The organism is Geothermobacter ehrlichii (genome assembly GCF_008124615.1).
GTDB lineage: Bacteria > Desulfobacterota > Desulfuromonadia > Desulfuromonadales > Geothermobacteraceae > Geothermobacter > Geothermobacter ehrlichii.
The window spans coordinates 28,728-55,123 of sequence record NZ_VNIB01000005.1; the positions used below are offsets into that span (position 1 = coordinate 28,728).

A 26,396-nucleotide genomic window follows, 5' to 3' on the forward strand; every position below is an offset into this window, starting at 1 on the left:
GTGGTCAAGCCTGCGTGTCAGCGAAGGGCGGGCCGAGAGCCTGGCGAATCTTGCGGGCGACGGGGCCGGCGGGCAGTTTGAGGGCGTCGATTTTCGTCACCGGCAGCAGGCCGAACATGCTGTTGGTCAGAAAGACCTCCCGGGCCTGTGGCAGCAGATCGCGGTACAGCGGTTGCTCCAGCGTCGGCAGGCCGAGTTGCCGGGCAGCTTGCAGCACCCGGGCGCGGGCGATTCCGGGCAGCACCAGGGTGCCGGCGGGCGGGGTGAGCAGAACGCCGTCGAGCAGCAGAAAGATGTTGCTGATGCTCCCTTCCAGCAGCTCTCCGTCCGGTTCGACGAAGACTGCCTCGAAGGCGCCGTTGGCGATGGCGTGCCGGCGGGCGTACAGGCAGTCGGCGTAGTTGCCCCGCTTCATCTGCGGCAGGTCGGATACGCTGTTGACCCGGCGGTTGGGTGCAAAGACGCAGGCGACGCCACGACGGATGTCGACGGGTGTCGGCGGCGTGTAGGGGACGGCGCTGGCGAACTGCAGGCCGCCCTGCGGTTGCAGGTCGGACCCGAGAGGGCCGCTGCCGGCGGTGAGCCGCACGCGGGCGTCGGGCCAGGGAAGGGCGGATGCCAGCCGGGCGAGGTCGTCTTCGGCCTGCCGGCGGTCGAAGGGAATGCCGCTTTGCCGGCAGCCGCTTTCGATGCGGTCGAGGTGGTCGTCGAGCCAGAACAGCTCGCGGCCGCGGGCGCGGATGGTTTCGAACAGGCTGTCGCCGTAGAGCAGGGCCGCCTGGTCGGCGTCGACCTGCGGCGCTCCTTCGCTCAGGCGGCCCAGGCAGACGCTCAGCATGCGAATCTCTCCAGGACGAGGTTGAGGGCACGCCCCTTGCCGAGGCATTCCTGCCATTCCCGCTCCGAGTCCGAATCGGCGACAATGCCGGCGCCGGTCTGGTAGCTGAGGTGATTCCCCAGGCGCTGGAAGCCGCGGATCAGGATGTTCAGGTCGAGGCGGCCGGTGACCGAAAGGTAGCCGACGCTGCCGGTGTAGCTGCCGCGGCCGACCGGCTCGAGCTCGTCGATGATCTCCATGCAGCGCTTCTTCGGCACGCCGGTGATGGTGCCGCCGGGAAACATCGCCCGCACCAGGTCGAAGGGCCCGCGGTCGGGACGCAGGCGGCCGCGCACGTTGGAGACGATGTGGGTGACGTGGGAGTAGCGTTCCAGCACCATCAGCTCGTCGACCTCGACGCTGCCGACGCGGCAGACCTTGCCCAGGTCGTTGCGCTCCAGGTCGACCAGCATGATGTGCTCGGCCCGCTCCTTGGGATGGCCCAGCAGTTCGCGGCCGAGCCGGTCGTCCTCCGGCGGCGTGTAGCCGCGCGGCCGGGTGCCGGCGATGGGCCGGGTTTCCGCCTGCTCGCCGTGCAGCATCACCAGACGCTCCGGCGAGGCGGAGACGAGGTCGAGCTGCGGGGTGTGCAGCAGGCAGGCGAAGGGAGAAGGGTTGATCCGGCGCAGCTCCCGGTAGAGGGGCCAGGACGGGCCTTCGATGCGGCTGTCGAAGCGGCAGGAGAGGTTGGCCTGGTAGATGTCGCCGGCGGCGATGTATTCCTTGCAGCGGGCGACCATGGTGCGAAACCGCCCGGCCGGCATCACCGGCCGCGGCGCGGTCACCTTCGGCGCGGCGACCGGCAGTGGCCGCCTCGCGGCGGCGATCACCGTTTCGGCCAGGGCCTCCAGGTCGGTGTTCGGGTCGAGGCTGGCGATGTGCAGCTGCCGGGTGTGGTGATCGTAGACCGCCGTCTGGTCGACCCAGTAGAGGAGCAGTTCGGGCACTGGCAGATCGCGCCTGGCCCGACGCGGCAGCTCTTCGATCTGTCCGGCCAGGTCGTAGGCGAACAGTCCGAAGAAACCGCCGGGAAAGACGCTGGTGGCCTCACTGATCGCCGCCTGTTCCAGCCGCCTGGCCAGGTGTCGCCAGACCGGGCCGGGCAGGGCGGTGGTCGTGCCGTTTTCGCTCAGCCGCAGGCCGTCGCCGTCGAGCCGGTAGCAGGCGGTGGTGCGCAGGGGCAGGATGCTGTAGCGGCCGATGCGGACGTCGGTCATGGCGCTTTCGCAGAAGCCGGGCGGCGCCGCGCCCAGGTGCAGCCAGGCGGCCAGTGGATCGAAACTGTCGAGGGGTCGGGTCAGGGTACGAACGGTCATCGGAATCCGGATAACAGAAAAGGGGTTAACCCTTTCGGATTAACCCCTCTGTTTGGCTTGGTGGAGCTAGGCGGGATCGAACCGCCGACCTCTTGAATGCCATTCAAGCGCTCTCCCAGCTGAGCTATAGCCCCGTGAAGCGAAGGTGTTTATAACAGAGCGGAATTGCCCTGTCAATGCTTTTTTTTATCCTTTACAGACAGAAGCTGACCAGGGAAAAAACGGCGGCGCCGATGAGCAGCGGATCGCACTGCGCCAGCTTGCCGGTGAGGATTTTCAGCAGCACGTAGCTGATGAATCCGAAGGCCAGGCCGGTGGCGATGCTGTAGGTCAGCGGCATCAGGATGAAGGTGAGGAAGGCGGGCGCCGCCTCCTCGAAATCGTAGAAGTCGAGCTGGCCGATGCCGCGCATCATGAAGATGCCGACCAGGATCAGGGCCGGCGCGGTGGCGTAGGCCGGCACGGCGCCGATCACCGGGGTGAAGAGGGCGGCGAGCAGAAAGAGCACGGCGGTGACGACGCTGGTCAGGCCGGTGCGGCCGCCTTCGGACACGCCGCTGGCCGACTCGATGTAGGTGGTAGTGGTGCTGGTACCGAGCAGCGCCCCGCCGACGGTGGCGACGGCGTCGGCCTGTAGCATGCGCGACAGGTTGTGCACCTCGCCCTTCTCGTCGGTCAGGCCCGCTTCGCGGCAGACGGCGAGGAGTGTGCCGAGGCTGTCGAACAGGTCGACGAACATGAAGGAGAGGATGTTCGCCCACAGGGCCAGCTTGAAGGCACCGGCGATGTCGAGCTTGAAGGCGATCGGCCCCGGCGAGGGGGGCAGGGTCACCAGGCCGTCGGGAAAGGGAGTCAGACCGGCGATCATGCCCGCCAGGGCGGTGACCAGGATGGCGATCAGGATCGAGCCCTTGATGCGGCGGATTTCCAGCACCAGCATCAGCAGCAGACCGGCCAGTCCGAACAGGGCTGGTTTGGTGAAGTCGCCGAGCTGCACCAGCACGGCGTCGTTCTTGACGATCAGTCCCAGGTTCTGCAGGCCGATGAAGGCGATGAACAGGCCGATGCCGACGCTGGCGGCGAGGCGCAGTGTGTTGGGGATCGCCTTGGCCAGCTTCTCCCGCAGCCCGAACCAGGTCAGCACCAGAAAGAGGGCGCCGGAGATGAAGACTACGCCCAGGGCGGTCTGCCAGGGCACCTTCTGGCCGATGACCAGCGAATAGGTGAAAAAGGCGTTCAGCCCCATGCCCGGGGCCATCATCAGCGGCGCGTTGGCCCACAGGGCCATCAGCAGGGTGGCGATGCCGGCGACCAGGCAGGTGACGGTGGTCAGCGCTCCCTTGTCCATGCCGGTCTGGCTGAGGATGGCCGGGTTGACGAAAATGATGTAGGCCGCGGTGAGAAAGGTGGTGACGCCGGCGATGATTTCGGTGCGGACGTCGGTGTTCCGCTGCTGCAGTTCGAAAAAACGCTCCAACATGACAGGCTCCTTTGATGGCTCGGTCTTTTGGTCGGGCAGAACGGGCGATTGGCGGCGCGAATCTTAGCAGATGGGGGGAGGGGGGAGCAAGGTCTGAATTTGTGTCTGGAACGTTTGCCGACGGGGCTAGCGCGCCGGCGGGAGGGGGGCGTTCTGAATCCTGTTCCAGAAACGTTCGATCTGGCGGCTCAGTCCCTTGTGGCTGTTGCGGTCGATGGCCAGCAGCAGCCGCTCGGTCGCCTTGTCGATTTGACCAAGCTCGGCGTAGGCCAGGGCGATGTGAAAGTGCACGAAGGCGCTTTCCGGCGCATTTTTCAGGCGGTAGGGAATCCAGTTCAGGTTCTGCAGCGCACCGCGCGGATCCTTCTTTTCGAGCAGCAGGAAGAGAGCCCGCAGGTCGTCGTAGTGCCAGTCCCAGTTGGGAATCTGCCGGAAGAGCTCCCTGGCCTTTTGTGGGTGTTTCAGCACCCGCAGTTCGAGTCGGGCCAGGTGGTAGCGGATTTCGTTCAGCCGCTCGCCGGTCTGCTGCAGGCCCTGACGGTAGATGCGGGCGGCGTTGGCGAAGTTGCCGAGATACTCCTCGACCTCGCCGCGGCGCAGGATCAGATCGGCGTTGGCGGGCAGGTACACAGCCGCCTGCGCCAGCCTGTCGGCCGCCTGTCGGTAGTTGCGGGTGGCGTAGAGCTGCTCCGCCTCGCGGAAGAGCCGCCGGCCGAGTTCGGGGTCCGGCGTGACGGCGACACCGGCGACACCGGCGCAGCCGGTCAGCAGAAGCAGGCCGAGCAGGGCGAAAAGAACGGTGCGTCCGGTTCCTGCAGCGCGCCGCATGTCGCCGCCTCTGGCCATCAGAGCCGGATGCCGGTCAGGCGGAAGAGGGCCTCGCGGTATTTTTCCGCTGTCTTTTCGACGATTTCGTCCGGCAGCGGGGGCGGCGGGGCCACCTTGCCCCAGTCGAGGGTTTCGAGATAGTCGCGCAGAAACTGCTTGTCGAAGCTCGGTTGCGGGCCGCCGGGACGGTACTGGTCCTTCGGCCAGAAGCGGGAGGAATCGGGAGTCAGCGCCTCGTCGATCCAGATCAGCTTGCCGTCGCACAGACCGAATTCGAACTTGGTGTCGGCGATGATCAGCCCCTTGCCGTCGGCGTAGTCGCGGGCCCGCTTGTAGATCTCGATGGAGAGGTCGCGCACGCGGTTGGCGATCTGATCGCCGCACAGCTCGACGGCCCGGGAGAAGGGGATGTTTTCGTCGTGCTCGCCGATCTCCGCCTTGGTCGAGGGGGTGAAGATCGGTTCGGCCAGCCGGTCGCTCTGCTGCAGACCCTCAGGCAGGCGGATGCCGCAGATGGCGCCTGTGGCCTGGTAGTCCTTCCAGCCGGAGCCGGAGACGTAGCCGCGGACGATGCATTCGACCGGCAGCGGTTCGGCCTTGCGCACCAGCATGCTGCGGCCTTCGAGCTGGTCCCGGTAGGCCTTGACCTGCTCGGGAAAGCTGTCGAAGTCGGTGCTGACAATGTGGTTGGGCACCAGGTCGGTCATCCGTTCGAACCAGAAGGCGGATATGGCGGTCAGCACCCGTCCCTTGTCCGGGATGCCCTGGTCCATGATAACGTCGAAGGCGCTGATGCGGTCGGAAGTGACGATCAGCAGGTGTTCGCCGAGATCGTAGATGTCGCGCACCTTGCCCCGGTTGACCAGCTTGAGGTCGGGGCAGTTGCTCTGCATGAGAACCTGGCTCATTTTGAGTTCCTTATTCCTCTTTCAGGTTGAAGCGTTGCACCAGGGCCGGGCTGACATCGATCACCGCGGCCTTGCGCAGTTCGTCCAGTTTCCGTTTCAGGGCCTCGTCCTGCCTGCGGGAAGTCAGGGCCTGCCGCAGCTCCTTCTTCTTGGCCTCGTCGAGGGCGGTCATGTCGGCCGGGGACTTCGCCTTGAGAGCGACGATGACGAACTTGCCGCCGACCTCGAAGACCCGGTCGGCGACGGGGGCCTCCGGCGTCAGCTCGAAGGCGGCCTTGGCCAGTTCGGCGTTCTGTCCGAGGCGGGGGACGAAATCGCCGAAGCTGCGGGCAAAATCGCCGGTTTCCTCGATTTTGATGCGCTTGTCGCCGATGGCGCCGGCGAGCCTGCCCTGCTTGCGGGCGGCGGCCAGGGCCTTTTCGGCGGCGGCTTTGGCCAGCTCGACGCTGTGCTCCTTGCGGAAAGCCTTTTCGACCGCCTCACGGACCTCCTTCAGTTCGGGCAGGCGGCTTTCCTGGCGCTCTTTCAGCGCCATCAGTACCACGCCCCGAGACAGGTTGACCGGCCGGGCCAGCTTGCCGGCCTCGAGCGAAAAGACGGTGCCGGCCAGGTCGGGCTGCAGGCCGAAGCCCGGAATCGCCTGCTCGCGGGTGAACAGCGGCGTCTCTTCGATCTTCAGACCGTTGCTCCTGGCGGCGGCGTCCAGATCGCCGCTTTTGCGGTTGATGTTGTAGGCGTCCATCGCCTTTTCAAAGGCGAGCTGCCGCGCCAGCTCCTTGCGCAGCCCCGACTTCACCTCGTCAAGGACGTCTTCCAGCGGCTTGACGCCGGCTTCGATGTAACCGGTTACCTTGATCACGTGATAGCCGAAGGGGGATTCGACGATGTCGCTCAGCTCACCCGGCTGCAGGGCGAAGGCGGCCTTTTCGAAGGGGGCGACCATGGTGCCCCGCTTGAAGTAGCCCAGATCGCCGCCCTTGGCGACGCTCGCCTTGTCGTCGGAGTAGGTGCGGGCGAGTTCGGCGAAGTCCTTGCCGGCCTTCGCTTCTTCAAGTACCTTCTCGGCCAGTTTGCGTTTCTCCTTGCGGGTCTTTTCGTCGGCGTCCCTGGGGACGCGGATCAGCACGTGGCTGGCGCGGACCTGTTCCGGAATGTCGAACAGGTCCATGTGCCGCCGGTAGTATTTTTCGATCGCCTCCTGCTTCAGCTCGACATCCTTCTCGTAGGCCGCCGGGTCGAAGACGATGTAGCGCAGGGAGATCTTTTCCGGCAGACGGAAATCCTCGATCCTTTCCTTGAAGAAGGCCTCGAGTTCGGCCTGGTCGATCTTGACCCGGTCTTCGAACAGGGAGGGGGCGAAGCGGGCGAACGCCAGGTTGACCTTTTCGTTCTGCCGGCGGTACTCGTCCTCGATCTCGGCGTCAGTCACCTGGACCTCGCCGCGCAGGTGCCGGCGCACCTTCTCCACCAGCAGGTCCTGACGCTGCATCGCCTCGAACTGGTCCGGTGTCAGCCGCTGGTAGCCGAGCACCTGCAGGTACTGCTGCTTGTTGAAGACGCCGTTGACCTGGAAGGCCGGGATGGCGGCGATGGCGTCGACCACTTCCTGTTTGGTAACGGAGATGTCGAGCCGCTCGGCCTCCTGCAGCAGCAGGGCCCGGTCGACCAGCTGGTTGAAGGCCTGCTGTTCGAGATTGAGCTGCTTTTCCAGCGCCGGGGTGAAACGCTCCTGGTAGATGTTCTGGTAGAAGCGGTAGAGATTGCCGTAGGCCTGCCGGAAGTCGTCCATGCTGATTTCGCTGCCGTTGACTACGGCCGCCGGACCATCGTCCCGGCCGTTGCCCTTCGGCGAGGTCAGCATGGCATAGCCGATGACGAAGCTGAGAATGATGATGGCGAAGGCCAGCTTGATCAGAAGCGATTTCTGCTTGGTGCGGACGATGTCGAGCATGGTCGGATGTTCTCCTTGACGGCTTCGGGCCGGGTTTTGAAGCAGGCTGGCATGTTAGTCAATCGGGGGGGTAAATGCAACAGCTTTGTTCCCTTTTCGTCCTTGAAATGGGGGGGGGATTTTGGTAATGTGAACAGTCATTTTGCGGCCCTTTGTCACCGACCGCAAAAGCAAAGGAGACCACACACAATGTTCAAGTTGTTCGACGCCATCTGGGGCATGTTTTCCAACGACCTGGCCATCGATCTCGGCACCGCCAACACCCTGGTCTATCTCAAGGGGCAGGGGATTGTCGTCAGCGAACCGTCCGTGGTGGCGGTGCAGAAGGATCAGATGGGACAGAAGAAGGTTCTCGCCGTCGGCATGGAGGCGAAGAAGATGCTCGGCCGCACGCCGGGTTCGATCATCGCCATCCGGCCGATGAAGGACGGGGTCATCGCCGACTTCGACATCACCGAGGAGATGCTGCGCTATTTCATCCGCAAGGTGCACAACCGCAAGACCCTGGTGCGGCCGCGGATCGTCATCTGCGTCCCTTCCGGCATCACCCAGGTGGAGAAGCGGGCGGTCCGGGAGTCGGCCGAATCGGCCGGTGCGCGCGAAGTCTACCTGATCGAGGAGCCGATGGCCGCGGCCATCGGCGCCGGTCTGCCCATCACCGAGGCTTCGGGCAACATGATCGTCGACATCGGCGGCGGCACGACCGAGGTGGCGGTGATCTCCCTGGCCGGCATCGTCTACGCCAAGAGCGTGCGGGTCGGCGGCGACAAGCTGGACGAGGCCATCGTGCAGCACATGAAGCGCAAGTACAACCTGCTGATCGGTGAACGGACGGCGGAGCAGATCAAGATCGAGATCGGCAGTGCCTATCCCGACGACGATGAAAAGAGGATGGAGGTCAAGGGCCGCGATCTGGTCAGCGGCATTCCCAAGACCATGACCATCAGCGCAGGCGAGGTGCGGGACGCCATGTCCGAGCCGATCAACTCCATCGTCGAGGCGGTGCGCATCGCCCTGGAGCGCACCCCGCCGGAATTGGCGGCCGACATCGTCGACAAGGGGATCGTCCTGGCCGGCGGCGGCGCCATCCTGCGCAACCTCGACAAGCTGCTGCACCAGGAGACCGGCCTGCCGGTGGTGCAGGCCGAAGATCCCCTTTCCTGCGTGGTGCTCGGTTCGGGCAAGGTGCTGGACGAGCTCGAACTGTTGCGGCGGGTGACCGTCACCTCCTGATATCGCCGTCCCCGGTCCGGTTTGCCGGCGCGTCACCGCACCGCTCCGGCAAGCCGGGGGAGACGATTCCTCCTGTCGTCACGGGCCGGAGTCTATGCTCGATTTCTTTCGCAAGTACCGGATACACCTGCTGGCCGGCAGTCTCCTTCTGGCTTCGCTCCTCTTCTATTCCTACCAGTTGCGGCATCGACAGAACCTTAGCCTCTTTCATCGCGGCCTGTTGCAACTGACGGCGCCGTTTCAGCGGATGATCGATGTTTCGGTGGAAACGGTCGCCGAAACCTGGAACCGGTACCTCTGGCTGGTCGACACCGCCGAACAGAACGAGCGGTTGAGGCGGGAAAACCGCCGCCTGCGCTCGGCTTTGGCCGATCTCGCCGAGGTGCGGCTGGCCAACGAACGGTTGCGACGGCTGCTCGATTTGAGGCAGGAGGTGACGCGGCCGGTGCTGCCGGCGCAGGTGATCGGCGAGGATGCCTCGAGCTGGTTCCGGACCGTGGTGATCGACAAGGGGGCCAGCGACGGGGTACGCGAAGGGCTGCCGGTGGTGGTGCCCGAGGGGATCGTCGGTCGCACCTTCCAGGTCGCGCCGCACGCTTCGCGGGTGCTGCTGGTCACCGACGCCTCCTCGGCGGTCGCCGTGCTGGTGCAGCCGACCCGCAGCCGGGCCATCTGTCGCGGCCGCGCCCAGCGGCTGGTTCTCGATTTCGCCCTGCGCAACGACCAGATCAGCGTCGGCGATCCGGTCGTCACCTCGGGCATGGGCGGCATCTTCCCCAAGGGGCTGATGGTCGGCATGGTTTCCGAAATCAGCCGCGGCGATTACGGCCTGTTCCAGGGAGTGGCGGTCGAACCGAGCGTCGATTTCTCCCGCCTGGAAGAAGTTCTCGTTCTGCTGGAGCCGCCGAAATGACGCGCGTGGCCGGTCTGCTGCTGCTGGCGGGGGTTTTCGCCCTGGTCGAGACTGCGCTCTGGCCGGGAGTGACCGGCTGGCAGGTCAAACCCGACCTGCTGCTGGTGCTGACGGTCTATGTCGGCCTGACAGAAAATGCCGTGACCGGCGGACTGCTGGTGCTCTTCATTGGCAGCTGCCTCGACGCCCTGGCGGGGGCGCAGCTCGGCCTGAACGCCGCCATCCTGCTGTCGGTCTACTACCTGGTGCTGCTGATATCCCGTCACTTCAACGCCGAAAACGAGCTGCTGCTCTACTTTCTCGTCGCCTGCGGAACCCTGGTACAGGGGGGGCTGCTGGTCTTTCTCGGTCCCTTCGCCGATGTCGCCGGACTCTGGCTCGAAGTCCTTCCCACTTTCGTTCCGCAACTGGTGCTGAACCTGCTGGCAACCTGGGGGATGTTGCGTCTGGTACCCCGGCTGCGGCTGCGGCTGGCTCCGGGGCGCGGCCTGCCCGGACTGAAACGGCTGGAGAAGAGATATGGGCCTTAACACCGGCTGGGACGCCGACCCGGTACATCCCAGGCGGCTGCTCTACCTGGCGGTGGCGGCGCTCCTGGTCTTTTCTCTGCTGCTGGCCCGGCTCTGGTATCTGCAGGTCATCAGCGGCGACCGTTACCGGCAGCTTTCGGAGAAGAACCGCATCCGCTACCTGTCGATTCCGGCCTCGCGCGGGCCGGTGCTCGACCGCTACGGACGGATGCTGATCGACAATCGTCCCGCTTTCGCCATTTCGGTTCTGCGGCAGGATGTGACCGATTCGCAACAACTGCTGGAGAATCTGTCCGGCTATCTGCATCTGCCGGTCGAGGAGCTGCTTCGCCGTTGGCGCGAGGGGTTGCGGTTGCCTCCCTACCGTCCGGTCCGCCTGGCTGACGACGTGTCGCGCGACATCATGGAGCAGATCCAGGAACATTCGGGTGAAATGCCCGGGGTGCTGGTCGAGGTTCATCCGGTGCGCGCCTATCCGGAAGGCGACCTGGCCGCCCACCTGTTCGGTTACGTCGGCGAGGTGACCGAAAAAGAACTGGACTCTCTGGCGGACAGGGGATATCGCCCCGGCGATTTCGTCGGCAAGCGGGGGCTGGAAAAGGAGCTCGAACCCTACCTGCGCGGCATCGACGGCGAGCGGCTGCTGGAAGTTGACGTCCGCGGCAAGCGGATGCGCATTCTGCAGACCAGGGAGCCGCAACCCGGGCATCGGGTCTTTCTGACCATCGACCGGGATCTGCAGCGTGCGGCGGAGAAGGCCTTCGGCGAGGAATCGGGGGCGGCGGTGGCCATCGATGTCAGAACGGGAGAGGTGCTCGCCTTCGTCAACCGGCCTGCCTTCGACCCTGCCCAGTTCGCGCGCGGCATTTCGGTCGAGGAATGGAAGCGGCTGGTCGATGATCCGCGGCGGCCTCTGCAGAACAAGGCGATCAGCGGCCTCTATCCCCCCGGTTCGACCTTCAAGATTGTCACCGCGCTGGCTGCCCTGCAGGCCGGCATCGCCACGCCGGGGACCACCATCGACTGCGAGGGGGAGATCGAGCTCGGCGACCGGGTCTTCCGCTGCTGGAAAAAGAAGGGGCATGGACCGACCGACCTGAAAAAGGCGTTGCGTGAATCGTGCGATGTCTGGTTCTACAGGGTGGCCCTCGAGCTGGGGATCGACCGGCTGTCGAAAATGGCTTTCGATCTCGGACTCGGCGCGCCGACCGGCATCGGACTGAGCGGCGAGAAGCGCGGACTGATTCCGACGCGTGAGTGGAAACGGAAGCGGTTCGGTCAGCGCTGGTACGACGGCGAGACGGTCATCGCCGCCATCGGACAGGGCTATGTGCTGGCCACGCCGGTGCAGCTGGCGGTGATGACGGCGGCCATCGCCAACGGCGGCAAGGTGTTGCGGCCGGAACTGGTCTACCGGATCGAAACCATGGACGGCGAGGCGGTCTTCAGGCGCGAAACCGACGTTGTCAGGCAGGTTGACCTTGGCGCGCGGGCGCTGCAGGCGGTGCGCCGGGGACTGGTCGCGGTGGTCAACGAGCCGCACGGCACCGGCTGGGCCACCCGGCTGCGGCAGATCGAGGTCGCCGGCAAGACCGGAACCTCGCAGGTCGTCCGACGCAAGTCGAACGAGGAGGAAGAGCGGGAGAAAGATCGCGACCGGACCCCCTGGCGTTTCCGGGATCATGCCCTCTTCGTCGGCTACGCGCCGGCGGACGAGCCGCGGATCGCCGTGGCGGTGGTGGTCGAGCACGGACGCCACGGATCGACCGCTGCCGCTCCCATCGCCCGGGCGATCTTTCGCAGCTATTTCCATCTCGCCGACGGCGAGGAGATGGAAAATCCCGGCTATCTCGGAGACTGAGCATGTTCGATCGGCGATTGCTGACCCATTTCGACTGGCTGCTGCTGATTCTGGTGCTGCTGATCGCCGCCATCGGCATCGGCAACCTCTACAGCGCCACCAGCGCCTGGGAAGCGCGGGTCGGCGGCGTCTACCTGCGACAGATCGCCTGGCTCGGGTTCGGGGTGACGCTGGCGCTGGCGCTCTGCCTGTTCGATTACCGGCGGCTGATCCACCTGAGCTTTTTCTTCTATGCCGCCAACATCCTGCTGCTGGTCGCCGTCTTCGTGATCGGCAAGACGATCATGGGGGCCACTCGCTGGATCGATCTCGGCTTTTTCAACCTGCAGCCCAGCGAGGTGATGAAGCTGGTCATCATCATGGCCCTGGCCCGCTATTTCAGCGAGAACGCCCCCTATGGCGGTTTCAGCCTGAAGGAGCTGGGAGGTCCCTTTCTGCTGCTCGGCATTCCGGTGCTGCTGGTCGCCAGGCAGCCCGATCTCGGCACCGCCCTGCTGATCCTCTTTATCGGCCTGAGCATGGCCCTGGTCGCCGGCATCCGGCGGCAGACCCTGCTCTTTCTGACCCTGAGCGGCATGCTCGGATGCTGGGGCGGCTGGTATCTGCTGCACGACTACCAGCGCCAGCGCATCATGACCTTTCTCGACCCCGAACACGACCCCCTTGGCGCCGGCTATCACATCATCCAGTCGAAAATCGCCGTCGGCAGCGGTGAATTCTTCGGCAAGGGATTCATGCAGGGAACCCAGTCGCGGCTCTCCTTTCTGCCCGAGCGGCACACCGATTTCGCCTTTTCGGTCTTCGCCGAGGAATGGGGTTTTACCGGCTGCCTGCTGCTCATCGGCCTCTATCTGCTGCTGGTGCTCTGGGGGCTTTACATCGCCCGGCGGGCCGCCGACCGCTTCGGCAGCTATCTCGCCGTCGGCGTCACCGCCATGCTCTTCTGGCACATCGTGGTCAATCTCGGTATGGTTATCGGCCTGCTGCCGGTGGTCGGCGTGCCGCTGCCGCTCTTTTCGTATGGCGGCACCAGCATGGTGACGACGATGGTGGGGGTGGGGATGCTGCTCAACGTCAGCATGCGACGCTTTGTCTTCTAGGGCGGCCGATAAGGGCGCATCTGCCGCGTTACGCTCAGTCTTAAATCCTCGACGTAGCAACCGCTACGCCTGCTCATCCTTCACAAGCCTTGCATATCTGCGTCCTTCTCGACTGCCCTGGAACGGTTTTGCCGGAAAGATTGAAAGACCGGGTTTCCCCTTCGCGTGGAAGCCACTGAATGGAGGCGGACTGTTCCGGGAAAAAGGCCATGAATGCCCGAGGCGACAGCTGAGTTTTCAAGGCCGCCGAAACAGTCTGCCGGAGTGAAGGCACCCGCATTTCCCTTGCCTCTTCGTCTCGCTCCGGCTGCGGCATAGGGGGCTTTCGTTTCGCGATTCGTGATTCTCGATTCTTGTTTCCTGAGTCCTGTTATACTGAGAACAGAAAACGAACAGGGGAGGTGGGTCATGCACGAAGCGCGGTTCTGGGAACAGGGCGAAAACGGCGATGTCCGTTGTCGGCTCTGCCGGTTTCACTGCCGCATTGCGCCGGGGCGGGTCGGACTGTGTGGCGTGCGGGAAAACCACGACGGCACCCTCTACACCCGTGTTTACGGCCGCAGCATTACCGAGGCGGTCGATCCGATCGAGAAAAAACCCCTCTATCATGTCGAACCCGGCTCCCTGAGTTTTTCCATCGCCACCGTCGGCTGCAATTTCCGCTGCCTGCACTGCCAGAATTACCAGATTTCGCAATGGCCGAGTGAGCGGGGGCAGGTCGCCGGTGAAAGGCTGACTCCCGCCGAGGTGGTGCGGCGCGCCAGGGCCGCCGGCTGCCGCAGCATCGCCTACACCTACACCGAACCGACCATTTATTACGAGTATGCTTTCGACACGGCCGTTCTCGCCCGCCGGGCCGGCCTGCGCAACATCTTCGTCAGCAACGGCTATATCGAAACCGCGCCGCTGGAGGCGATCGCCCCCTGGCTGGATGCCGCCAACATCGACCTGAAGGGCTTTCGCGACGATGTCTACCGGAAACTGACCGGGGCCTCCCTTGACGGTGTGCTGGCGACCATGCGCGACTACCGGCGGCTCGGCATCTGGCTCGAAGTGACCACTCTGATCATTCCGGGGATCAACGACGATGACGGGCAACTGAAGGGCATCGCCGGCTTCATCGCCGATGAACTCGGCCCCGAGGTTCCCTGGCATGTCACCGCCTTCTATCCGACCTACCGGCTGCTCGACGCGCCCCCGACGTCACCCGAGATTCTGTGCCGTGCCCGCCAGTTCGGCCTGGATGCCGGTCTGCGGCATGTCTATACCGGCAACGTGCATGATCCCGAAGGAGGGCATACCTACTGTGCCGGTTGCGGCCGGAAGGTTATCAAGCGGCGTGGTTTCCAGGTGGTTTCGCTGCGGCTCGACAACGGCTGCTGTCGGCAGTGCGGAAACCGCCTGGCCGGGCTTTTCAATATCGGACCGGGAGGAGAAAAGGGCACGTCATGCGCCTGATGCTGCTGGCGCTGCTGCTCTGGCCAGGCCTGGCCTTGGCGGCCTGGGACCTTTCCCGGTCGAGCATCAATACCGAGGAAATTCTTTCCGGGGGACCGCCCAGAGACGGGATTCCGGCCCTGCTGGAACCGCAATTCGCCCTCGCGGGCCAGGTTCCCTTCATGCGCCCCGACGATCTGGTTCTGGGGGTGGAACTCAACGGGGTCGCCAAGGCCTATCCGACCCGCATCCTTTCCTGGCATGAACTGGTCAACGATCGATTCGGCGGCCTGCCGGTCCTGGTCTCCTGGTGACCGCTGGCCTATTCGGGGGTCGTGTACTCCCGCAGGATCGGAGCCGAGGAACTGACCTTCGGGGTATCCGGTCTGCTGTACCGAAGCAATGTGCTGATGTACGACCATCAGAGCGAATCGCTCTGGTCGCAGATCCTCAGCGAGGCGGTGACCGGCCCGCGGCTGGGCAGCCGTCTGGAAGTCCTGCCTTCGACCCTGACCCGTTGGGACAAATGGCGCCGTCAGCACCCCGGGACGCTGGTTCTGACTACCGCGACCGGTTACGACCGGGACTACAGCCGGGATCCCTACGAGGATTACTACCGCCGGCGCAGCGGCCTGTTCGGTTTTCTGAGTGCCGGTCCGGGAGAAGAGGACAAGGAACTGGTGGTCGGGATCGAGCTTGAGGGAGTCAGTCGCGCTTATCCGCTTGACTGGCTCAAACGGCGGGGCCGCCTGGTCGACACGTCGGTGCCGGGAACCCTGACTCTGAACTACGATGGAGCCACGGACCAGCTGCAGGTGCGCGACCGGGATGGCCGGCCGTTGCCGCACCTGATAACCTACTGGTTCGTCTGGAAGGCTTTTCATCCCCGGACGGAACGTTTCGCCCCTCCGGCAGAACCTTCTCGCTAGCGGAGCCGGCGCTTTCAGGCCGGCTGGGAAACGGGGGCTTCGGGCCCCTGCGATCTGTCGGGGCGGTCTTCTTTTGCTCTCTGGTCGGTCGTTTCCTCCGGCAGCAGGAAGCGGCTGACCTCGGGGAGCAGCTGGTCGGCCAGACCACGCAACTGGTCGACGTTGTTGCCGAGGGTTTTCATGGCGTTCAGGTTGGTTTTGGCAATGTCGGAGATACTCTGCAACGATTCGACCATCGCCTTGCTCGCGGCCCGTTCCTGGTCCATGGCGGAGGCGATCTCCCTCGAGAACTCGTAGGTTTCGTTCAGGGTCCGGGAAATGATGGCGCTGCCTTCGGCCTGTTCCCGGGTGCCGGCCTTGAGCCACTCGGCGATCTCCCTGAGTTCTTCGGTCGCGGCGACGATCTGGTCGCTGCCCTTTTTCTGTTCGGCGATCATCTCCTTGATTTCCCGCACCTGGTCGCTGTTGCGGGAGATTTCCAGGCGGATGTTCTGGCTGCTGGACCGCTGGGCGGCCGCGGCTTCCGCGATTTCCCGGGCCATCCGGCCGGCCTGCCCGGAACTGTCGACGATTTCGGCGATGGTCTGGCGGGCCTGATCGACCGCGGAAATGCTCGCGTCAGCGCCTTCGATGACCCGTTCGATCATGCTGACGGCGGTGCCGAGTTCGTTCTGGACTCCCTCGATCACCTGCTCGATCTGGTTGATCTGCCCGGTGGTGGTTTCGGAAAGATTGCGGATTTCGTCGGCGACCACGGCGAAGCTGCGGCCGTGTTCCCCGGCCTGGGCGGCGATGATGGCGGCATTGAGGGCGAGGAGGTTGGTCCGCTCGGCGACCGAGCGGATCATGGCGAGGATGTCGCCAATGCTGCTCGATTTCTTCCCCAGAGAATGGATCAGGGACCGGTAGCTGATGATTTCTTCCCGGTTCCGGGCGGTTTCCCTGGCGACCTGGTCAAGAGCCCAGGACCCCTCCTGGCCCGCCATTTCCGCGACCCTGGCCGCCAGGATTGCAGATTCGTCGGCGCGGCGGCCGACCTGGTCGCTGCTGTCGGCCAGTTCTTCGGCGGTGTTGCGCATCTGTGCTGCCGAGCTGGCCAGGTAATCCAGAAATTCCAGGTTCTGGCCGAGGAGACTGTGCATCTGGGCCATGGAAGAGGAGATGCTCTGCACCGCTTCGGCGACCCGGTCGGAAAGTTGCGAGCCATCCTTGATGCTGGCGGCCATTTCTTCGGCGGAAACCTTCGATTCGTTGAGCGAATCGGTGAGATTCACGACTTTGGCGTTGATCTGGGTGATGATGGTTTCCAGTTCCGTGACCTTGTGAGTGACGGTGCTGATTTCCCGGGTCTGTTCGTCGGCTCCCTGGCTTACCTGGGTCGCGCAGCGATCGAGTTCGCGGGCCGTGTTGCCGACCTGCCGGGCCGAATGCTGGATACTGCGGACGGTGCCGCGCAGCTTGTCGACCATGGTGCCGATGGCATCCGCCAGCAGGCCGAGCTCGTCCTCGCTGGTACGGTTGACTTCGCGGGTGAGATCGCCTTCCGCCACGGCTTCGGAGATACGGACCAGGTCGCGGATCGGCCGGGCCAGGGCGTTGTGCAGCAGAAAGGCGATGAACACGGCGACCACGGCGCCGATGCCGCCGAACAGGATGACCAGGGTCCGGTTACGGTTGGCGTTGGCCAGGATAATGCGGTTCTGGTCGCGGATCTGCTGCCGGAACCAGGCCTTGAATTCGGCGCCGATCTGGTGGGCTTCCTTCTCCAGCTGCAGCAGAACGTTGCCCCAGGTCCGGATCCCTTCCCCCTTGGTGCCCAGGGCCATCTCCTGCAGGTAGGCGATGGCGGCGACCCGGAACCGGCCGAGCTTTTCGCCGAAGTCGGTGATCAGTTTGCGGCTTTTGTCTTCCGGAAGCTGTTTCTGCAGTTCGGCGATCTTCGCCTGCAGCTGTTTGATTTCTGTCAGCAGCAGTTTTGGATCGCTCCGTTCCTCGATGATCATCGAGGTCATCTGTCCGCGGATATCCAGAAAATCGGTCAGGATGGCATCGGCGCTTTCCAGGTGCTGGCGATAGGTTTCCAGCGTCTGCAGGCGCTGATCCATGGTACTGGCCTGGTAGATGCCGCTGCCGACCATCACCATGATGATGATCACGAGCAGGCCGAGACCGAAGTTGCGGATAGCCCGGTGTGACAGTCCGGAACGCATGGGCCGTCCCCTACTTGAAGACCAGGGTCAGGGGTTCGGAAATGCGCCCCTGGCCGTACAGGTGCGGCTTGCTCTTGTCGACCGGTTTGCCGTAGAGACCGTAGATCGAAACCCCGAACAGGTACTTGCCGCCCTTGTCGAACTGGACGTCGTCGGCATGACCGGTCTGCAGCTTGCGGGCGAATTCGATGGTCCAGGTGCCGTCGGCCCAGATCCCCTTGGCCCTGACGTCGGCCCGGCTGCCGTTCGGCTGGCGGATCTGGTACTGCGGCTGGATATCGCCCTCGTACCTGGTCAGAATCCGTTTTTTCGTGGTCGAGGTTCCTTCGTCGCCGAGCCGTTGCAGGAACTTCTGCGTGCCGGACTTGCTGGTGATCGCCTTGGCCTTGGGGGCCGCCTTGACCGACAGGACATGGTGCTTGTCGTCGGCGTAACCGGCAGGATTGGTGCGATTGGCCTTCCAGTACCAGACGTCCGCCCGGTAGTTGTCATCGGAGAAGTTGGACAGGTCGACCGGGTGGTCTTCCAGGTTCCACTTGAAGACGAAGCTGTCCTCGCGCTGGGGACCGAGCATGTAGGCCTCGAGATCGCTGTCCCAGACCCAGGGCTTGTGCAGCTCGTTGGGCTGGTCGTCGGCGAAGCGGACCAGGAAATAGATCATGTCCCCGCAGGTTACGCTTTTCAGCCGGATGTCGGTATCCGCGACCTGGTCATGGATTTTGATCTCGGGTGCGGCGCGCCAGGCCGGATCGTCGGCCCGGCCGTCCACGACCGGTGCGGTGTCGACCGTGACGGCGGTGACCGTTTGCGCGGCCAGGGCGGTTTGGGAGCAGAGCAGCAGGCTGCCGGTGAGCAGAAGCAGGGCTTGACGGAACATGATGGACCTCCTGGAACAAAATTGCTGTGAGCGGCGTGAAAAACTCCTTGATCGGTACGAGCACGCCGGTTCGAGACGATGCAGCAAATACCGGCTGGAATCTCCTTCGATCAAGCAAAAAACGGGCCGTTTCAGTTGCCGGGGCAAAGCCGCAAGGCGGTGTCTGGTGCATGCAGATAATAATCGAAATACCTGTTATTTCAAGGAACAATGACTCGGAGCTGAATCCACCGGGCCAGGGACGGGCCGGGCTGCGTTCCGGTCGGGAATGGTCCTGAATCGTCTCCCGGTGACAATTTGCGCGGAGGTCAGAAATGCCAGGCCAGAAACAGGCCACCGCTGTCTTCGAACTGGCCGAATTCGCTGCGCGGGACGGCCACCGGCAGTGGGGCGGCCTGGCGCGGCTTCTCGCCCCGGAAAAGGGTCCAGAAGAGCTGCAGCTCCAGGTTGTCGGCCAGGGAGAGGACCGTCAGCGGACGCAGCTGCCAGGAGGCGTCGCCCAGGTTCCAGATCAGCAGGCCGCGCAGTTCGACCAGGGGGTGCGCCCGCCAGGCGGGAGCGGCCAGCAGGTAGTGGTGGCCGGCGAGAAAGATCATCCCTTCGGCGAAGGGGGCGGAGGCATAGACCCTGGGGTAGTCTTCCGGGTTGCCGGTTCCGGCCCCGTTGTAGAGATAGTCGACCAGCAGGGACAGGTCGCCGGCGAAGCGGTACCAGAGTTCGACCCCGGCCAGGCCGAACGTCTCTTTCGGGTCGCCGCCGGTGCGTCCGACCCGCCGGCCACGAAAGAGACTCGCTTCGACCCGCCAGCCCAGACCGCCGAGATCGCCCGCCAGTCCGACGCCGGCCATGGGACGGTCTCGCAGGCTGCCGGCGAGTCCGAGCAGATCGATGCCCGCCACCTGGCCGCTGCCCGATACCAGATAGCTGTTCAGGCGTGCTTCCCGGCCGAAGACCAGATGCAGCCCGAGGTCGTCGCCGGAAGGAAGAAAATGCCGGATGCGGATGGCATCGACGCCGGGGCGAAACTCGCTGTCGATGACATCCGGCGCGAAAGGCGCGACAACGTCGAGGGGAGAGAAGAGGACGATGCGGCCGAAGCCGATCGCCTGCCTGCCCAGACTCAGGGCGTTGTCGGTCCCTTCCCAGTTCAGGCGCAGCCGGTCGACGGCGGTGTAGGCGCGGCCGTGGCCGCTGGTGTCGTGAGCGGTTTCCAGGTCGAGGCGCCGGTTGGCGTTGGCGGTCGGATCGCCGGCCGGAAACGGGGGAGAGGCAAAGCTGCGGAAGTGTTCGGCGGCCAGCTCCAGGGACCAGTCCGTTGTCGGTCGCAGGGTCGTGCCCAGACGCAGGCTGCCGCTGAGCAGGGTCGCCTGCGGCAGCTGGTCGGAGGCGGCGTGCGGCTGCCGCAGGCCGAAGACTTTGGCGACGCCTTGCAGCTGCGCGAAGGCGTTCGTGCCGCCGACGGCGAAAAACAGCAGCAGGATCGCCGCCGCGCGGATCATGGCCGCCGTCGGTCCTCGATCAGACGGCCGTCGCGCAGGGTGATGACCCGCCGTGCCCGTTCAATGACCTGCGGATCGTGGGAAGAAAAGACGAAGGTCATGCCGTCTTCCCGGTTGAGCTGGCGCATCAGCTCCAGCAGTTCGCGGCTGTTGGTGGAGTCGAGGTTGGCGGTCGGTTCGTCGGCCAGAACCAGCGATGGCCTGGCGGCGATGGCCCGCGCCACGGCGACTCGCTGCTGCTGGCCGCCGGAAAGATCGTCCGGGCGACGGTTTTCCAGGCCGGCGATGCCGAGGCGTTCGAAGATCTCCATCACCCGCCGTCGGCGTTCCGCCGGGGAAACGCCCTGCAGCATGAGGGTGAATTCGGCGTTTTCCAGCGCGGTCAGCACCGGAATCAGGTTGTAGGACTGGAAGATGAAGCCGATGTGATCGCGCCGGAAGTCGGCGAGCTTCGCCGTCGACTGGCTGCCGACGTCCTGGCCGTCGATGAGCACCCGTCCCGATGTCGGCTGGTCGAGACAGCCGATCAGATTGAGCAGGGTGGTCTTGCCGCTGCCGGACGGGCCGGCCAGCACGGTGAATTCGCCGGCCTCGATGCGGGTCGAAAAATCGACCACGGCCGGAACGTTGCGGTTGCCGGAGCGGTAGGTCTTGCCGACCTTGTCGAGTTCGATCAGGGGCATGGTCTGTAGAATATAGCCGCAAGCTGCAGGTTGCAAGTAACAGGCTGAAATCGGCAAAGGGCCATCAGCCCTTCGCCTTTCGCCGATTTGACATCCCCCTCCTTTTCAAACCTTCCTCATCGCCTCCGCCGGCCTGATTCGCCCGGCCCGGTGGGCCGGGTAGAGGCCCGCCAGCAGCGACAGCACGACCACGTAGACGGCGATGCGAAGCATGTAGCCGAAATCCCAGGTGGCGCGCAGCACCGGGTCGAAGACGACGCCGCCGAATTCGAGGTTTTCCGGCAGAAACCGGCGCAGGTCGATGCCGATTTCTGCGAGATAGAGGGTGGCCAGCGCCCCGAGCAGCGAGCCGACCAGACCGGCGAAACCGCCGAGCAGCAGCCCCTCGAACAGGACCAGCCTTCGCAGTCGCGCCGGGCTGCTGCCGATGGCGAGCAGGACGCCGAATTCCCGCTGGCGTTCCATGACCGACATCAGCTGGGTGTTGACCACGCCGATGGCCACGATCAGCAGAATGATCAGAAAGATGAATTTCTGGCTGGCGTAGTCGAGCTTGATGGCGTTGGCCAAATTCGGCATGGCCAGGTCCCAGGGGACCAGGCCGAGTTCGTTGCGGCCCTCGAGCAGGCTGGCGACGGCCGGCGCGACCTGCCGGTCGCGTTCGGCAGTGTCGAGAATGACGGCCAGTTCGTGGATCGTCCCCGGTTGGCCGGCGAGGTTCGCCACCCGTTCGCGTCCGGCCATGACCAGGCTGCCGTCGATCTCCCGCAAGCCGGTTCGGATCACGGCACCGACGCGGAAGAGTTCGCTGGCCAGCTCGCCGTCGGTCCGCTGCACGGTGATCACCAGCTTCTGCCCCGGTTTCAGCTTCAGTTCACGCAGCAGCCGTTCGCCGATGATCACCTTTCGGCTGTCCGCCCGGCTGAACGGCTCTCCGGCAATCCGCTGTTTCAGAAAGGGATTGACCGCCCGTTCGGCGGCCGGATCGACGCCGGTCAGGACGATGCCGCGGCTTTCGCGGCTCGACTGGGCCAGCCCCGCCAGGTAGATGCGCGGCAGCACCGCGGTCACGCCGGGCAGGGCGGCGATATCGGCCGGCAGCCTTTTCGGGGACCAGAGCAGGCGTTCGTCGCGGGATTGCAGATAGCCCCGGTGGTAGATGGCGAGATGGCCGCTGCCGGCCCGCACGCCGTTGTCGATCATCTGTCGGTAGACGCCGTGCGAGAGGTTGTGAAAGGCCTGCACCAGGGTGACGCTCAGGGCGACCGCGGCCAGGGTGATCAGGGTGCGGCGGCGGTTGCGCCAGATGTTCTTCCAGGCCAGGTGCAGCAGGGGAGCGCGTTTCAGGTCAGTCATGACGCAGCGCCTCCACCGGTTTCAGCCGGGCGGCGCGCCGGGCCGGAGGCAGCCCGGCGGCGAGGCTGACCAGAAACAGGCTCAGGGCCGGCAGCCAGAAATTGGCAGCGACGAACTCGGCGTGCAGCCGGGGCAGGATGGTGCCGCCGCCGTAGGTGACCGCCGTCAGGGTTGCCGAAAGGTCGATGCCGACGGCGGCCATGGGCCAGGTCAGCAGCAGGCCCAGCGCCGTGCCGCCGGCGAGGCCGATCAGGCCCAGCAGGCCGGCCTCGAGCAGAATCAGCGAGAGGATACGCCGCGGGCGCATGCCGAGGGCGGAGAGGATGCCGAATTCCCGGCTGCGCTCGAGCACCGACATGAAGAAGGTGTTGAGGATGCCGAGGGCGGTGGCGGCGTAGAGGATGAGCACGATGATCATGCGGCTGACGTCGAAGGAGGCGACGGCTTCGCGCATCTCCGGCAGCAGCCGGCCCCAGTCGAGAATTTCGAGCTCCGGATCGACCAGGGTGCGCAGTGCCGCCGCCGTCTTTTCGGCTTCCAGCGGATCGGCGATGCGCAGGGAGATTTCGTGCACCCGTCCGGGCAGAACCAGGAAGTTCTGCAGCCAGGCGAGCTGGCAGAGAACGAGATTGTTGTCCCGTCGGCTGTCGCCGGTGGCGAAGATGCCGGTGATCCGCAGCAGGTCGTTGGCCAGCGACCCGTCGGCGGCCTGGGTGAACAGAACCAGGCTGTCGCCGACTTTCAGACCCAGCTTTTCCGCAAGTCCCCTGCCGATGAGAGCCTGGCCGGTGCCGCCGGCATTCAGGGGAGCGCCCTGTTCGAGCTGGTGCGACAGGGTGGTGACCCGCACTTCGGCCCCCGGGTCGACGCCGAGCAGTTCGACCGGCCGGCTGGCTTTGGCGCCGGAAGCCAGGCCGAAGCCGCGCAGGCGCGGAGAGAAGCCGAGAATCTCCGGTCGTCGGCGCAGAATTTCGAGCAGGGGGACGGGGTCGAGGGTGGCGTAGAGATCGTGACTGTCCTGGTAGCCCCGGGCCGAGATGACGACATGACCGTGGTACTGCTCGGTGGCCGAGGCGAGCATGTCGTCCAGCATGCCGGAAAAGATGCCCAGGGCGAGGATCAGCAGTGACGAGCTGAGAATCATGGCCGACAGGGTCAGCTGGGTGCGGCGGCGGTTGCGCCAGAGATTGCGGTAGGCGGTGGCCAGCAGCATGGGTCAGGGCATTCTGAGCTGCCGGCGGGAGAAGAAGGTGCGGTCGATGTCGACGTCGAAACGCAGCTTGCGGTATTCGAGGACGGTCTGTTCGTCCGGTTGGTCGAGGGGTTGTACCCGCATGCGCAGGGGAATCTGACGGTTGCCGATCTTGGTGACCCGGTCGAAGCCGATGCTGCGGACCCTGACGCCTTCTTCGTCGAAATAGTCGATCTGTACCGGCACCCGGCGTTTCTTCTCCACCCGATAGACGATCCGGCCCCAGATGACCGCGGCGTTTGGCTTCGGCAGGCCCTCGATGGTCCAGGTCTGCGCGTCTTCGGCCAGCAGGCGAAAATCGTAGTCCTCGTCGATGTGCGCCGCCTTGACTAGGTCGTTGTTGGTGATGTGGCTGCCCATCCACGAGCCGCCCATCATCGACGGCGGGATGCGGATGGTGCGGTCGACCTTCGGCAGGTAGTTCCAGACCTCCCGTCCGATCTTCAGGGTCGCCACGTCGCGCTCTTTCGCCGGCGCCAGAATGCGCACCAGGAAATGGTCGCGGCCGAGGGACCAGGCGTGCATCTCGGTGGTGCGGGTCCAGTGCGCGGTCCGCACCTGCATGACCATGATCGCCTCGGAGGAAACGCCCATGTACTGGTCCTCGACCTCGCGGATGAGCTGGCGCATGTCCATGGCCGACGCCGTCGGGGGCACAAGTAGAAGCAGAAACAGCAAAAGCTGGATGGATCGCGTCATGGCCGGTTCGGAAAGTAAACGTTTCAGGGTGACGGGGTGATTATAGCAGGAAAACGGCGGCCGGGTGCTTGACCTCGCATTCCCCCTGCATTAGATTGCCTCATCGACGAACAGGACGTCGAAAAGCTATGGCCTGCCCTCATCGCTTTTCCACGCCCTGTCACGAATTTCATGCCCTGCCAAGGATGACAGGAGATTCATGACCGGCAAGAACGAAACCACGCGGCGGGTGGGGCATCTCGCCCTGTTGCGCAAACCGTCCCGCCTGACGGCGAAGGAGTACAACGCGCTGCCGTTCGAGGAGCGCCTGGCACTGGTACAGGAGGCTTCCGGCAAGAGGAAGTACGACCTGATCATCGATGCGGCCGACGCGCCGGCCATTGTCGAGCGGCTGCCGCTTCAGGAGATCTATCTGCTGGCCCGTGAGCTCGGCCCTGAGGACATGACCGAGCTGCTGGCGCTGGCCACTCCCGAGCAGGTAACCGGGCTGATCGATCTCGACTGCTGGACGCAGGACCGGCTGAACGGGAAGGATGCCCTGGCCTGGCTGGCGGCGTTGGCCGAGGCCGGCGACGAGCAGGTTCTCAGGGTATTGACCGGCATGGATTTCGAGCTGCTGGCCCTGATGGTCGGCAAGTGGGTCCGGGTCACCTACACCCCGGACGATATCGAGGACGAAGAGGAGCGCAAGGCCCTCATCGCCCGCGACGGCGGTTACGGCATCGAATACCGCGACAGCGAAACCGCCAAGCAGGTCGGGTATCTGCTCAACCTCCTCTTCCGGCACGATCCGGCCGTCTACTGGCGGCTGATGGAGACGGTGCGCGGTGAGCCGGAATCGGCGCTGGAGGAGGACGTGTTCCGCTGGCGCAACGGCCGGCTGCTCGACCAGGGCTTCCCCGAGCCGTTCGAGGCGCAGGTCATCTACGCCTGGCTCGATCCCGACAGGGCCGATCCGGACGCCTGGCGGCGGACCGTGCCCATGGCTTTCGATCCCGAGGTGCGGGCCCCCGGCTACCTGCTGGTGCGGGTGACCCCGAAGGATCTGCTGGCCGAGGTGCTGGCCGGCGGCATCGACCAGGAGACAGCCTGGGAGCTGACCTACCTGCTGAACAAGATGTTCGTGGCCGACGGCATCGACATCGGTGATGCACGCCAGGTCGATGCCGGATTGCGGCGGCTCTACGCCACCCTCAACCTGGCCCTGGAATCCCTGGCGGGGCAGGATGTCGAAAAGGCGGCGCACCTCTTCAACGGCTGCTATCTCGAATATCTTTTCCGCCACGGTCATAGCCTGGTGCTGCGGCTGGCGCGGCGTGCCCGCGCCCTCGCCGCCAGCAGCATCGCCCCCTACATCGACGCCCCCTACCGGGCCCTGCTCGACGCCCTGTGTCGCCGGCGGCCGGAGTGCTGGGAAGGAGCGATCGAGGCCGGCCGCGGCGGCTTCCGGCCTTTCGCCCGCCTGGCCGAGCTGCGGCAGGTCGAGGAATGTCTCGAGCGGCTGGAGGGGCAGCGTCGCCTGTTCGAGGAGGTTCTTCCCTTCGAACTGCCACCGCCCGACGAACTCGATCTGGACGGCTGTCAGATCGACGACGCCAGCCAGATTTCCCTGTCAGTCTTCTTTCTGACGGCGCTGGCCAACCAGTTGCTGGGCGGTGATTTTCTGCCGCTGCCGCTGCCGGCGGCCGAGCTCGCCACCCTGCACGGGCTGATCAGCCGCGACGGCGAGCTCGATCCCGAGCTGCGCCGCCGGCTGGTGGAGAGGTTCGAATCCGAACTGGCGGGGGGCGGAGCCTTCGCCGACTGGTGCCTGGCGGTCTGGGATGAGGAATTCTGCAACATCGATCCGGCGGACCTCGATCCGCGCTTTGTCGGCGGCATCCTGGTCCGGCTGTCCGAGCCGGCCTGAGAGCGGAGGGGAAGGAGGAGAGGAAAGTGGATTTTCAGGTCATGCTCGACCAGGCGCTGGCGCTCTGGCAGCGCTGGCCCCTTCCCGTCGCCGTCGGCGGCGGGTTGCTGCTGTTGCTCTTCTTCTTTCGCCGCAAGCTGCTCTTTCAGCTGCTTGGCCTGCTGCTCTTTGTCGCCGGCGTCTTTCTCATCGTCCAGTATCTCGGCAAGGGGCTGGATACCGGCATCGATGCCAAAAAGAGCATGATCCACAAGACCGAAAAGGCCCTTGAATGAGCCGCCTCAGCGGTTGCCGATGGCGTAGACCAGGCGGACCTCGGCCCTGACCTGCAGCTGTTGCGGCGCGGTCACCGGCGGAGCCGTCGCCGCCAGTCTTTGGGGAGTGGTCTCCAGCGCCGCCGTGCCGCGCACCTCGATCTCGGGCGGCGGAAGCTCGTCACCGGCCCGGGCGGCGAAGGGGAGCAGGACCAGCAACGCCAGCAGGGTCGACAGCGATCGTTTCACGGCACTCCTCCTTTGTCTGTCTTCATCTCCTTTGTCTGTCTTCAT

Annotated in this window: 23 protein-coding genes and 1 tRNA gene; 9 read left to right on the forward strand and 15 right to left on the reverse strand. The window is 64.9% G+C overall.

The features are described from left to right. Positions 1-4 precede the first annotated feature (4 nt). The 7 genes from EDC39_RS06670 to EDC39_RS06700 form a co-directional block, all read right to left on the reverse strand. On the reverse strand, positions 5-838 hold the full coding sequence (locus tag EDC39_RS06670) for an aminotransferase class IV (protein WP_187426684.1): 834 nt from the start codon (positions 836-838) through the stop codon (positions 5-7). Next, positions 832-2,193: an anthranilate synthase component I family protein gene (locus EDC39_RS06675; protein ID WP_148895612.1), complete on the reverse strand. Its 1,362-nt coding sequence runs from the start codon at positions 2,191-2,193 to the stop codon at positions 832-834. Before EDC39_RS06675 ends, EDC39_RS06670 begins: the two co-directional genes overlap by 7 nt. A gap of 58 nt (positions 2,194-2,251) precedes the next feature. Next, positions 2,252-2,327, reverse strand: a tRNA-Ala gene (locus EDC39_RS06680). 59 nt (positions 2,328-2,386) lie between these two features. Continuing rightward, a complete protein-coding gene (locus EDC39_RS06685) occupies positions 2,387-3,673 on the reverse strand; it encodes an NCS2 family permease (protein ID WP_148895613.1) in 1,287 nt (428 codons plus the stop codon). Positions 3,674-3,799: 126 nt separating this feature from the next. Beyond that, a complete protein-coding gene (locus tag EDC39_RS06690; RefSeq protein WP_187426685.1) occupies positions 3,800-4,501 on the reverse strand; it encodes a tetratricopeptide repeat protein in 702 nt (233 codons plus the stop codon). A gap of 17 nt (positions 4,502-4,518) precedes the next feature. Continuing rightward, entirely contained in the window at positions 4,519-5,409 is an 891-nt protein-coding gene (locus tag EDC39_RS06695; RefSeq protein WP_148895615.1) for a phosphoribosylaminoimidazolesuccinocarboxamide synthase, read from the reverse strand. 10 nt (positions 5,410-5,419) lie between these two features. Further along, the gene (locus EDC39_RS06700; protein ID WP_148895616.1) at positions 5,420-7,360 is read right to left on the reverse strand and encodes a SurA N-terminal domain-containing protein; all 1,941 of its coding nucleotides are present in this window, start codon (positions 7,358-7,360) and stop codon (positions 5,420-5,422) included. A 189-nt stretch (positions 7,361-7,549) separates the two neighbouring features. On the opposite strand from EDC39_RS06700, the gene EDC39_RS06705 reads away from it, so the two are divergent. The 7 genes from EDC39_RS06705 (at position 7,550) to EDC39_RS06740 (ending at position 15,363) form a co-directional block, all read left to right on the forward strand. Beyond that, the gene (locus tag EDC39_RS06705) at positions 7,550-8,593 is read left to right on the forward strand and encodes a rod shape-determining protein (protein ID WP_148895617.1); all 1,044 of its coding nucleotides are present in this window, start codon (positions 7,550-7,552) and stop codon (positions 8,591-8,593) included. A 94-nt stretch (positions 8,594-8,687) separates the two neighbouring features. Then, positions 8,688-9,506, forward strand: coding sequence for a rod shape-determining protein MreC (mreC, locus tag EDC39_RS06710; protein ID WP_148895618.1), 819 nt, complete (start codon positions 8,688-8,690; stop codon positions 9,504-9,506). Further along, positions 9,503-10,036 (forward strand): rod shape-determining protein MreD, encoded by a 534-nt coding sequence (mreD, locus tag EDC39_RS06715; protein WP_148895619.1) that lies wholly within the window; start codon positions 9,503-9,505, stop codon positions 10,034-10,036. The genes mreC and mreD overlap by 4 nt, the downstream gene beginning before the upstream one ends. Next, complete coding sequence (mrdA, locus tag EDC39_RS06720) at positions 10,026-11,897, forward strand: penicillin-binding protein 2 (RefSeq protein WP_148895620.1); 1,872 nt, start codon at positions 10,026-10,028, stop codon at positions 11,895-11,897. The genes mreD and mrdA overlap by 11 nt, the downstream gene beginning before the upstream one ends. A 2-nt stretch (positions 11,898-11,899) precedes the next feature. After that, complete coding sequence (gene rodA, locus EDC39_RS06725) at positions 11,900-12,997, forward strand: rod shape-determining protein RodA (RefSeq protein WP_148895621.1); 1,098 nt, start codon at positions 11,900-11,902, stop codon at positions 12,995-12,997. 408 nt (positions 12,998-13,405) lie between these two features. Next, positions 13,406-14,455, forward strand: a complete 1,050-nt coding sequence (gene amrS / locus EDC39_RS06730; RefSeq protein ID WP_148895622.1) for an AmmeMemoRadiSam system radical SAM enzyme — start codon at positions 13,406-13,408, stop codon at positions 14,453-14,455. After that, positions 14,446-15,363, forward strand: a complete 918-nt coding sequence (locus EDC39_RS06740) for a DUF3179 domain-containing protein (RefSeq protein WP_263500088.1) — start codon at positions 14,446-14,448, stop codon at positions 15,361-15,363. Before amrS ends, EDC39_RS06740 begins: the two co-directional genes overlap by 10 nt. Before the next feature lie 14 nt (positions 15,364-15,377). On the opposite strand, the gene EDC39_RS06745 is transcribed toward EDC39_RS06740, so the two are convergent. The 7 genes from EDC39_RS06745 to EDC39_RS06775 all read right to left on the reverse strand — a co-directional run bounded on the left by EDC39_RS06745 (position 15,378) and on the right by EDC39_RS06775 (position 23,939). Beyond that, positions 15,378-17,573: a methyl-accepting chemotaxis protein gene (locus EDC39_RS06745; RefSeq protein WP_148895625.1), complete on the reverse strand. Its 2,196-nt coding sequence runs from the start codon at positions 17,571-17,573 to the stop codon at positions 15,378-15,380. Positions 17,574-17,583: 10 nt separating this feature from the next. Next, the gene (locus EDC39_RS06750) at positions 17,584-18,450 is read right to left on the reverse strand and encodes an ethylbenzene dehydrogenase-related protein (RefSeq protein ID WP_148895626.1); all 867 of its coding nucleotides are present in this window, start codon (positions 18,448-18,450) and stop codon (positions 17,584-17,586) included. 308 nt (positions 18,451-18,758) lie between these two features. Then, the gene (locus EDC39_RS06755; protein WP_148895627.1) at positions 18,759-19,949 is read right to left on the reverse strand and encodes a hypothetical protein; all 1,191 of its coding nucleotides are present in this window, start codon (positions 19,947-19,949) and stop codon (positions 18,759-18,761) included. Continuing rightward, positions 19,946-20,632, reverse strand: a complete 687-nt coding sequence (locus EDC39_RS06760) for an ABC transporter ATP-binding protein (RefSeq protein WP_148895628.1) — start codon at positions 20,630-20,632, stop codon at positions 19,946-19,948. Before EDC39_RS06760 ends, EDC39_RS06755 begins: the two co-directional genes overlap by 4 nt. Before the next feature lie 105 nt (positions 20,633-20,737). After that, positions 20,738-21,988: an ABC transporter permease gene (locus tag EDC39_RS06765; RefSeq protein WP_148895629.1), complete on the reverse strand. Its 1,251-nt coding sequence runs from the start codon at positions 21,986-21,988 to the stop codon at positions 20,738-20,740. Then, complete coding sequence (locus EDC39_RS06770; protein ID WP_148895630.1) at positions 21,981-23,201, reverse strand: ABC transporter permease; 1,221 nt, start codon at positions 23,199-23,201, stop codon at positions 21,981-21,983. Before EDC39_RS06770 ends, EDC39_RS06765 begins: the two co-directional genes overlap by 8 nt. A gap of 3 nt (positions 23,202-23,204) precedes the next feature. Then, a complete protein-coding gene (locus tag EDC39_RS06775) occupies positions 23,205-23,939 on the reverse strand; it encodes an outer membrane lipoprotein-sorting protein (RefSeq protein ID WP_148895631.1) in 735 nt (244 codons plus the stop codon). 199 nt (positions 23,940-24,138) lie between these two features. Here EDC39_RS06775 and EDC39_RS06780 point away from each other — a divergent pair, with 199 nt between their 5' ends. Both EDC39_RS06780 and EDC39_RS06785 read left to right on the forward strand, forming a co-directional pair. Beyond that, positions 24,139-25,848 carry a DUF6178 family protein gene (locus tag EDC39_RS06780; RefSeq protein WP_148895632.1) on the forward strand — a complete coding sequence of 570 codons (1,710 nt, stop codon included), beginning with the start codon at positions 24,139-24,141 and terminating at the stop codon, positions 25,846-25,848. 26 nt (positions 25,849-25,874) lie between these two features. Continuing rightward, positions 25,875-26,123: a hypothetical protein gene (locus EDC39_RS06785; RefSeq protein ID WP_148895633.1), complete on the forward strand. Its 249-nt coding sequence runs from the start codon at positions 25,875-25,877 to the stop codon at positions 26,121-26,123. Positions 26,124-26,129: 6 nt separating this feature from the next. On the opposite strand, the gene EDC39_RS06790 is transcribed toward EDC39_RS06785, so the two are convergent. After that, entirely contained in the window at positions 26,130-26,351 is a 222-nt protein-coding gene (locus EDC39_RS06790) for a hypothetical protein (RefSeq protein WP_148895634.1), read from the reverse strand. Positions 26,352-26,396: the final 45 nt, after the last annotated feature.

Bases quoted from the DNA above. Each gene is read 5' to 3' on its own strand.
- EDC39_RS06670 (WP_187426684.1), bottom strand. From the start codon at position 838: ATGCTGAGCGTCTGCCTGGGCCGCCTGAGCGAAGGAGCGCCGCAGGTC.
- EDC39_RS06675 (WP_148895612.1), bottom strand. From the start codon at position 2,193: ATGACCGTTCGTACCCTGACCCGACCCCTCGACAGTTTCGATCCACTG.
- EDC39_RS06685 (WP_148895613.1), bottom strand. From the start codon at position 3,673: ATGTTGGAGCGTTTTTTCGAACTGCAGCAGCGGAACACCGACGTCCGC.
- EDC39_RS06690 (WP_187426685.1), bottom strand. From the start codon at position 4,501: ATGCGGCGCGCTGCAGGAACCGGACGCACCGTTCTTTTCGCCCTGCTC.
- EDC39_RS06695 (WP_148895615.1), bottom strand. From the start codon at position 5,409: ATGAGCCAGGTTCTCATGCAGAGCAACTGCCCCGACCTCAAGCTGGTC.
- EDC39_RS06700 (WP_148895616.1), bottom strand. From the start codon at position 7,360: ATGCTCGACATCGTCCGCACCAAGCAGAAATCGCTTCTGATCAAGCTG.
- EDC39_RS06705 (WP_148895617.1), top strand. From the start codon at position 7,550: ATGTTCAAGTTGTTCGACGCCATCTGGGGCATGTTTTCCAACGACCTG.
- mreC (WP_148895618.1), top strand. From the start codon at position 8,688: ATGCTCGATTTCTTTCGCAAGTACCGGATACACCTGCTGGCCGGCAGT.
- mreD (WP_148895619.1), top strand. From the start codon at position 9,503: ATGACGCGCGTGGCCGGTCTGCTGCTGCTGGCGGGGGTTTTCGCCCTG.
- mrdA (WP_148895620.1), top strand. From the start codon at position 10,026: ATGGGCCTTAACACCGGCTGGGACGCCGACCCGGTACATCCCAGGCGG.
- rodA (WP_148895621.1), top strand. From the start codon at position 11,900: ATGTTCGATCGGCGATTGCTGACCCATTTCGACTGGCTGCTGCTGATT.
- amrS (WP_148895622.1), top strand. From the start codon at position 13,406: ATGCACGAAGCGCGGTTCTGGGAACAGGGCGAAAACGGCGATGTCCGT.
- EDC39_RS06745 (WP_148895625.1), bottom strand. From the start codon at position 17,573: ATGCGTTCCGGACTGTCACACCGGGCTATCCGCAACTTCGGTCTCGGC.
- EDC39_RS06750 (WP_148895626.1), bottom strand. From the start codon at position 18,450: ATGTTCCGTCAAGCCCTGCTTCTGCTCACCGGCAGCCTGCTGCTCTGC.
- EDC39_RS06755 (WP_148895627.1), bottom strand. From the start codon at position 19,949: ATGATCCGCGCGGCGGCGATCCTGCTGCTGTTTTTCGCCGTCGGCGGC.
- EDC39_RS06760 (WP_148895628.1), bottom strand. From the start codon at position 20,632: ATGCCCCTGATCGAACTCGACAAGGTCGGCAAGACCTACCGCTCCGGC.
- EDC39_RS06765 (WP_148895629.1), bottom strand. From the start codon at position 21,988: ATGACTGACCTGAAACGCGCTCCCCTGCTGCACCTGGCCTGGAAGAAC.
- EDC39_RS06770 (WP_148895630.1), bottom strand. From the start codon at position 23,201: ATGCTGCTGGCCACCGCCTACCGCAATCTCTGGCGCAACCGCCGCCGC.
- EDC39_RS06775 (WP_148895631.1), bottom strand. From the start codon at position 23,939: ATGACGCGATCCATCCAGCTTTTGCTGTTTCTGCTTCTACTTGTGCCC.
- EDC39_RS06780 (WP_148895632.1), top strand. From the start codon at position 24,139: ATGACCGGCAAGAACGAAACCACGCGGCGGGTGGGGCATCTCGCCCTG.